The 603-nt window shown below is 61.4% G+C and carries 1 protein-coding gene; it reads left to right on the plus strand.

Translation table 11 applies throughout. The features are described from left to right. Nucleotides 1-565, plus strand: a 565-nt coding sequence (locus tag F8C90_RS10800) for an IS3 family transposase (RefSeq protein WP_158050501.1), incomplete at its 5' end; no start/stop codon positions are given. Between the last annotated feature and the right edge of the window lie 38 nt (nucleotides 566-603).

Consider the following 603-nt stretch of genomic DNA (forward strand, 5'->3'; position numbering starts at 1 on the left):
CCACAGGTACAACTCGTACAAGGGGAAGGTCGGCAGGACGTTCGAGAACGTCATCGGGCGCGACTTCGGGGCCGACGGGCCCTGGGAGAAGATGGGCACCGACGTCACCGAGTTCAGGCAGCCCTGGGGCAAGGCGTACTTCGCCCCCGTCTACGACTTCGCGAGCAAGGAGATCGTCGCCTGGTCCGTATCTACGCGCCCGAACATGGCCCAGCAATACGAGCTGCTCGATCAGCTCCTGGCGAAGATGCCCGAGGGGTCGGCCCCCGTTCTGCACTCCGACATGGGATGGCAGTACCAGCAGGCCGGGTGGTGCAACCGCCTGGCGGAGGCAGGCGTGGTCCAGAGCATGTCGAGGAAGGGCAACTGCATCGACAACGGGGCGACCGAGCAGGTGTTCGGCCATATGAAAGATGAGTTCTTCAAAGGCCGGTCGTGGGCGAGCTTCGAGGAGTTCAAGCGCGACCTGGGCGCCTATATCGTTCACTGGAACACAAGGAGGCGACAGGTTAAACTAAAGGGACTGACCCCGGAGGAGTTCCGGAATCAGTCCCTTGCAGCTTAGTCTTTATTGGCCCGTCCAAGAACTGGGATGCAGTTCAA

Source organism: Ellagibacter isourolithinifaciens, assembly GCF_008831035.1.
GTDB lineage: Bacteria > Actinomycetota > Coriobacteriia > Coriobacteriales > Eggerthellaceae > Ellagibacter > Ellagibacter isourolithinifaciens.